This window comes from Desulfosarcina sp. (genome assembly GCF_041551955.1).
Classification (GTDB): domain Bacteria; phylum Desulfobacterota; class Desulfobacteria; order Desulfobacterales; family Desulfosarcinaceae; genus Desulfosarcina.
Genome location: NZ_JBFELV010000361.1, coordinates 1 through 5317 on the forward strand (window position 1 = coordinate 1; position 5317 = coordinate 5317).

Annotated in this window: 7 protein-coding genes; all 7 read right to left on the reverse strand. The window is 59.1% G+C overall.

Annotation, left to right across the window (positions count from 1 at the left end; translation table 11 throughout):
* Positions 1-28: 28 nt before the first annotated feature.
* Positions 29-418 (reverse strand): ATP synthase subunit I, encoded by a 390-nt coding sequence (locus tag ABYV26_RS20070; RefSeq protein ID WP_372683141.1) that lies wholly within the window; start codon positions 416-418, stop codon positions 29-31.
* 26 nt (positions 419-444) lie between these two features.
* The gene (locus tag ABYV26_RS20075) at positions 445-663 is read right to left on the reverse strand and encodes an AtpZ/AtpI family protein (RefSeq protein ID WP_372683142.1); all 219 of its coding nucleotides are present in this window, start codon (positions 661-663) and stop codon (positions 445-447) included.
* A 121-nt stretch (positions 664-784) separates the two neighbouring features.
* A complete protein-coding gene (locus ABYV26_RS20080; RefSeq protein WP_372683143.1) occupies positions 785-1582 on the reverse strand; it encodes a dihydroorotate dehydrogenase electron transfer subunit in 798 nt (265 codons plus the stop codon).
* Positions 1579-2364: a peptidoglycan editing factor PgeF gene (gene pgeF / locus ABYV26_RS20085; protein WP_372683144.1), complete on the reverse strand. Its 786-nt coding sequence runs from the start codon at positions 2362-2364 to the stop codon at positions 1579-1581. The genes ABYV26_RS20080 and pgeF overlap by 4 nt, the downstream gene beginning before the upstream one ends.
* Before the next feature lie 185 nt (positions 2365-2549).
* A complete protein-coding gene (locus ABYV26_RS20090; protein ID WP_372683145.1) occupies positions 2550-3347 on the reverse strand; it encodes a ComF family protein in 798 nt (265 codons plus the stop codon).
* Between the two features lie 9 nt (positions 3348-3356).
* Positions 3357-4580 carry an isocitrate dehydrogenase (NADP(+)) gene (icd, locus tag ABYV26_RS20095; RefSeq protein WP_372683146.1) on the reverse strand — a complete coding sequence of 408 codons (1224 nt, stop codon included), beginning with the start codon at positions 4578-4580 and terminating at the stop codon, positions 3357-3359.
* A 133-nt stretch (positions 4581-4713) separates the two neighbouring features.
* On the reverse strand, positions 4714-5317 hold a 604-nt coding region (rlmB, locus tag ABYV26_RS20100), incomplete at its 5' end, for a 23S rRNA (guanosine(2251)-2'-O)-methyltransferase RlmB (RefSeq protein ID WP_372683147.1).

Below are 5317 nucleotides of genomic sequence, written 5' to 3' on the forward strand. Positions count from 1 at the left end.
ACGAAAAATAGATAGGGATGCTCCATCCTTAGACCGCCTCCTTGAAAATTAGTTTTTTGAGCTCAACCATGGTGGCCAGGATGATGCTGGCAACCACGACGGAAAGACCGATGAACAGACCGATGGGGTTCACCACCTGCTGGCTGATGAGAAAGAAGATAATCACCCCGCTGATGATGAATCGAATGTAGTATTTGATCAGAACCACGTTGGGGGACGTCAGCCGCTTGGGTCGAAGAGCCTTGTTCAGGGTATGGGCCAACAGGTGAAAATTGATGGTAACGATAAGTCCGCCAAAAATGATGCCCCGGGCGAAGGCCGGGGTCGATGCCACCAGTCCCAGCAGGCTGACCGCAGCCAGAAGCACCCAGTTGGATCGCGTAACGAATGTGAGCAAGCGCTGCTGAATAGTGTTCACGGTAGACAATTTTTCGCTGCTACGGGTCACAGTTTGCGGCTTTTTTTTATCGCCAGGCCGATGTTGCGGTATCCGGCGGCGATGCCGAACCCCAAGAAGACCAGCGTCAACCACGGTGTCGTGTCAAAGCGTCGGTCCAGATACACCCCGATCCCAAGTCCGATAAAAATGGAGAGTGACACCGAGAAACCCAGGCTCGAATAATAAGCCAGATCTCGTATCCACCTTCGCGTTTCTTTGTTCATGGGATTCGACCCTTCTCCGACCGCAAAGTGGCGTCAGATCAGGCCTTGATCGGAATGCTTGCGTCTAACACAGCTCGGGATCCAAGTCAATCTCAAAGTGGGTCAAAAGCGCCGAACACCGTCACCACGCGAGCCGGTGAGCATCGAAAACCGGGCCGTCCACACAGACGTGCCGATAGTGTTGGCTGTCGTCCCGCACTTTCACGGCACACCCTAGACAAGCGCCCATCCCACAGGCCATCATGGCCTCGATGGAAACCTGGCAGGCGATACCGCGCTCCCTTGCAATGGCGGAAACCGCCTTGAGCATTCCCGGCGGACCGCAGGCGCAGACGAGATCCACCGGACCGGCATCCAGGGCCTTTTCCAGGCTGCGGGTCACCATCCCCTGATTCCCCTGGCTGCCGTCATCGGTGGACACGTCCAGCAAAAAACCGGGAAGGTCGAATTCGGTGAGGCACACCAGGTCGTCCTTGGTCCTGCCGCCGACGAATACCACGCAGCGATGGAGATCGCCCTCCCGCTCCAGCATCGACTGGGCCAGAAAGCGGATGGGCGGCACACCGATGCCGCCGGCCACGAGCACCAGTTGACGGCAGTCTTCGGGCACGATAAATGCGTTTCCCAGCGGCCCGATGAGGGACAGTCGATCACCGTCACGGCATCTGGACAACCGTTCGGTTCCCTTTCCCACCACTCGATAAAGGATTTCGATCCCGGTCACCCGATCCGCCTCCCGTATCAGGCCCAATAGGGAAAAGGGGCGGCGCAACAGGGGTGTGCCGTCGGTGCCGGTGCGGACCATGATGAACTGGCCGGGTTTGGCGGTGTCAAAACCGGTGACGCAGGTCAGCCCCATGCGGAAGTAGCCTGGCGCTGCCGGCTGGTTGCTCAATACGATGGTGTCTTGTGCGATCATATCCTCTCCATGTCCAACCCGATCAAGGCGGCGAAACGACCGGTTTCCCTCGCCGCCCGGTAGGAAAAAAAAAGGTGTGGATTGCACCGGGTGCATACGCCGGGGCCGTGCACGTTGTCGTCGACCAGGCCGGCCGTGGTCAGCTGGTGCCGGCTGATGCGCCAGAAATCGAAATGGTGCGCGCCCACACGAAAGGGCCAGAATTGTTGGGGAATTTCATCTTTAAAATTGACGAACTCGGCACAGCAGGGTCCCAGGGACGGACCGATGGCAGCGGTCATCTGCCCAGGGTCGCAACCGAATTCGTTAACCATACGCGAAACGGTGCGGCCGATGATGTCAGCCACGCTGCCCCGCCAGCCGCAGTGGATGTTGGCCACCACCCGTCTTTGCGGGTCGACAAGCATCACCGCCTGGCAGTCCGCTGTTTGGATCAACAGCCGAATACCCGGCACATCGGAAATCAGTGCATCGGCCGGCACCGACTCCGTTTGAATCGCCTCCCCGCGGTCAATTGCTTCCCGGTCGATGGTCCGGATAGATGTGCCGTGATTCTGGCGGGTGTAAACATGAATGCCGCCACCGGTCATTTGCCGCAATCGATTCCGGTTGGCCGTGACTGCCGCCGGGTCGTCACCCACCCCATGGCCCAGGTTCAATCCGTCAAAGGGAGGCCGGCTGCCCCCCCCCGTTCGGCTCACCACAGCGTGGACCAAACCAGGGATCTGCGCAAGCGCCGAATATTGAAACAGGTAGTTTTGTTTATGTTTTACCAGAAACAAACGGTCTCCTTAGATGACGAAAAAGTGCCATATGGTGTCCTTCCGGAGATGGTAGCTATTGGTTCGGGCCAAGGCCGCAGCGATGTCGAAACCGCAGGCGTAGCAGCGCTACGTTGAGGATGTCGGCAGAGCGAGAACACCGGCCCGGGCCAAAAGATGCCGTTTCTGGATGGACACCTGCAGAACTACAGTGCCCTGGCCAGCGTCAACACATCCACCCGTCTGGCGCCATCCCGTATCAGGGCATCCGTACAGGCCTCGGCCGTGGCGCCCGTGGTCAGCACATCATCCACCAGCAGCACCCGCTTGCCTGAACTTTGACCGCGACGGCTCATGGCAAAGGCATTCCGGATGTTGATCCGCCGCTGCTGCCTGTCCAATCCCGTCTGAGCGTCGGTGGCCCGGGTGCGCACCAGCAGATCACGAATGACCACGGTCTTGTCGGGCAGCGCCCACCCTTTTACCAGCAGGTAGGCCTGGTTGAAACCCCGCCGGCGGAATCGACGCCGGTGAAGGGGAACCGGTGCCACCACATCGATGTCGCCGGCCGTCCAATAGCACCGGAAGGTATCCAAAAGCAGGCTTCCCAGCGGCTCGGCCAGGCTCACCTTGCCTTTGAACTTGAGGGCATGGATCGCCGTTTTCAGTGTGTCATCATAGATACCGGCGGCGCGGGCACGGGTAAAGGCACCGGGTCGTTCCAGGCATCGGCCACAGAGGTGATCATCCCCCTCGCGGCTCTTGAATACCAGCCCGCACCGGCAGCACAACGGGGACGCCACCTCAGTCCACCGGTCTCGGCAGGACAAACAAAAGTGAGCGGCCATTGCAGCGGAAAATTTGGCCGATCGGGTCGTTGGCGGGGTTGCGGCCTCGTGCTGAAAAAGCCTCCCGCAACCCAGGCATTTAACCGGAAAAAGGGCGTCACCCATGTCATGCAGCAGCCGCTTGACCACTCCGGCCAGCCTCGCTCGACCCAGCATGTCAACGTCCTATTTCATCTGTGCGACGATAGCCGCGGCAAACTCGGAGCATTTCACTTCTTGAGCGCCCTCGATCTGCCGCGCCAGATCATAGGTCACCCGGCGCTTCTTGATCGCCGCCTGAACCGCATCGCGGACGGCGGTCCCCGCCTCTTTCCACCCCATGTAATCGAGCATCATGGCACCGGACAGGATCAGGGAACCGGGATTCACCTTATCCAGACCGGTGTATTTCGGGGCAGTGCCGTGGGTAGCCTCGAACACGGCGCAGGCGTCGCCGATATTGGCCCCCGGCGCCATGCCCAGACCGCCCACCTGGGCGGCCAGTGCATCGGATATATAGTCGCCGTTGAGGTTGGGCGTGGCAATGACACTGTATTCGTCGGGTCGCAGAAGTACCTGCTGAAACAGCATGTCCGCTATTCGGTCCTTGATCACCACCCGTCCTGAGGGAACCTTTCCGTCGTATTGGTCATAGAGCTGTGCCTCCGTGACCGTCCGGTCGGCAAACCGCTCCCTGGCCACCTGGTAGCCCCATTGGGCAAAAGCACCTTCGGTGAACTTCATGATATTGCCTTTGTGCATCAGCGTGACACTGGGAAAACCGTTCTCCAGGGCGTGAACAATGGCGCTGGCCACCAGACGTTTGGTATTGGCCGGGCTGATGGGCTTGATGCCGATGCCGGCGGCGGGCGGCAGGTCGACCCCCATTTTGGTTTTTAAAAAATCAGCCACCGAGTTGGCCTCGTCGGATCCAGAGGCCCACTCGATGCCCGCGTACAGATCTTCGGTGTTTTCCCGGAACACAACCATGTTGATCTTTTCCGGATGTTTCATGGGGCTGGGAACCGTTTCGATATAACGCACCGGGCGAACGCAGGCATACAGGTCCAACTTCTGCCGGATGGCCACGTTGAGGCTGCGTATCCCCTTGCCAATGGGCGTGGTCAGTGGCCCTTTGATGGCCACAACGTTGGCTTCAATGGCGTCCAGGGCCTCCTGCGGCAGGTAGTTGCCGGTTTTCTCGTACCCTTTTTCCCCAACCGGCAGTTCCAGCCAGGATATCTTTCGTTTTCCGGCGTAAGTTTTTTCAACCGCCGCGTCGATGACCAGCCGGGTCGCCCGCCAGATATCGGGCCCGATGCCGTCGCCTTCGATGAAGGGAATGATCGGTTGATCCGGAACGTTCAGACTGCCGTCGCTGTTTTTTTTAATTTTTTCTGCATCTGTCATGAGGCGCTCCTCCCGGGTTAATACCCAATGATCAATTTTTAATTTTTTAATTTTGAATTAAGGGTTTTGTACCGTTATAAAATGGCCCAAACCGCCATTCAAAATTAATAATTCATCATTCAAAATAATATTGTCATCCCGCCAGCTCGCGCTGCCGGAAGGCTTCGTAGAGTACGACCGCGGCCGCGGCCGACGCGTTGAGCGAATCCACGCGGCCCCGCAGTGGAATTGAGACCAGGAAGTCACAATGCTGCCTGACCAGCGGACGCAACCCCTTTTCCTCGCCCCCCACCACTAGGGCCAGGGGGCCTTTCAGGTTCGCTTGAAAAACCGTCTGATCAGCCTGCATGGAAAGGCCGGCCACCCAAACGCCCCCTTTTTTCAGTGATTCCATAGTCGCTGCCAGATTGGTCACCCGGCACAGCCGCGTGTGTTCCAGGGCGCCGGCGGAGGCCTTGGATACCGCCGGGGTCGCCCCGACGGCGCGATCTTTGGGTACCACGAGTGCATTGGCACCCACACAGTGCGCCGTGCGGACAATGGCGCCCAGATTGTTTGGATCCACGATACTGTCCAGCAGCACCAGCAGGCAGGTGCCGCCGTTGCTACCGGTTCCGGCAAGGATCGATTCTATCGAATCGACGGGCAGGGGGGAAACGGCGGCGGCAACGCCCTGGTGCTGGTCGCTGCCGCTGGCCGTGCGAATCTGGTCAGGCGTCAGCCTCTGACAGGAGATC

Excerpts from the sequence above, each read along its gene's own strand:
- ABYV26_RS20075 (WP_372683142.1), bottom strand. The coding sequence starts at position 663 with ATGAACAAAGAAACGCGAAGGTGGATACGAGATCTGGCTTATTATTCG.
- ABYV26_RS20080 (WP_372683143.1), bottom strand. The coding sequence starts at position 1,582 with ATGATCGCACAAGACACCATCGTATTGAGCAACCAGCCGGCAGCGCCA.
- ABYV26_RS20090 (WP_372683145.1), bottom strand. The coding sequence starts at position 3,347 with ATGCTGGGTCGAGCGAGGCTGGCCGGAGTGGTCAAGCGGCTGCTGCAT.
- icd (WP_372683146.1), bottom strand. The coding sequence starts at position 4,580 with ATGACAGATGCAGAAAAAATTAAAAAAAACAGCGACGGCAGTCTGAAC.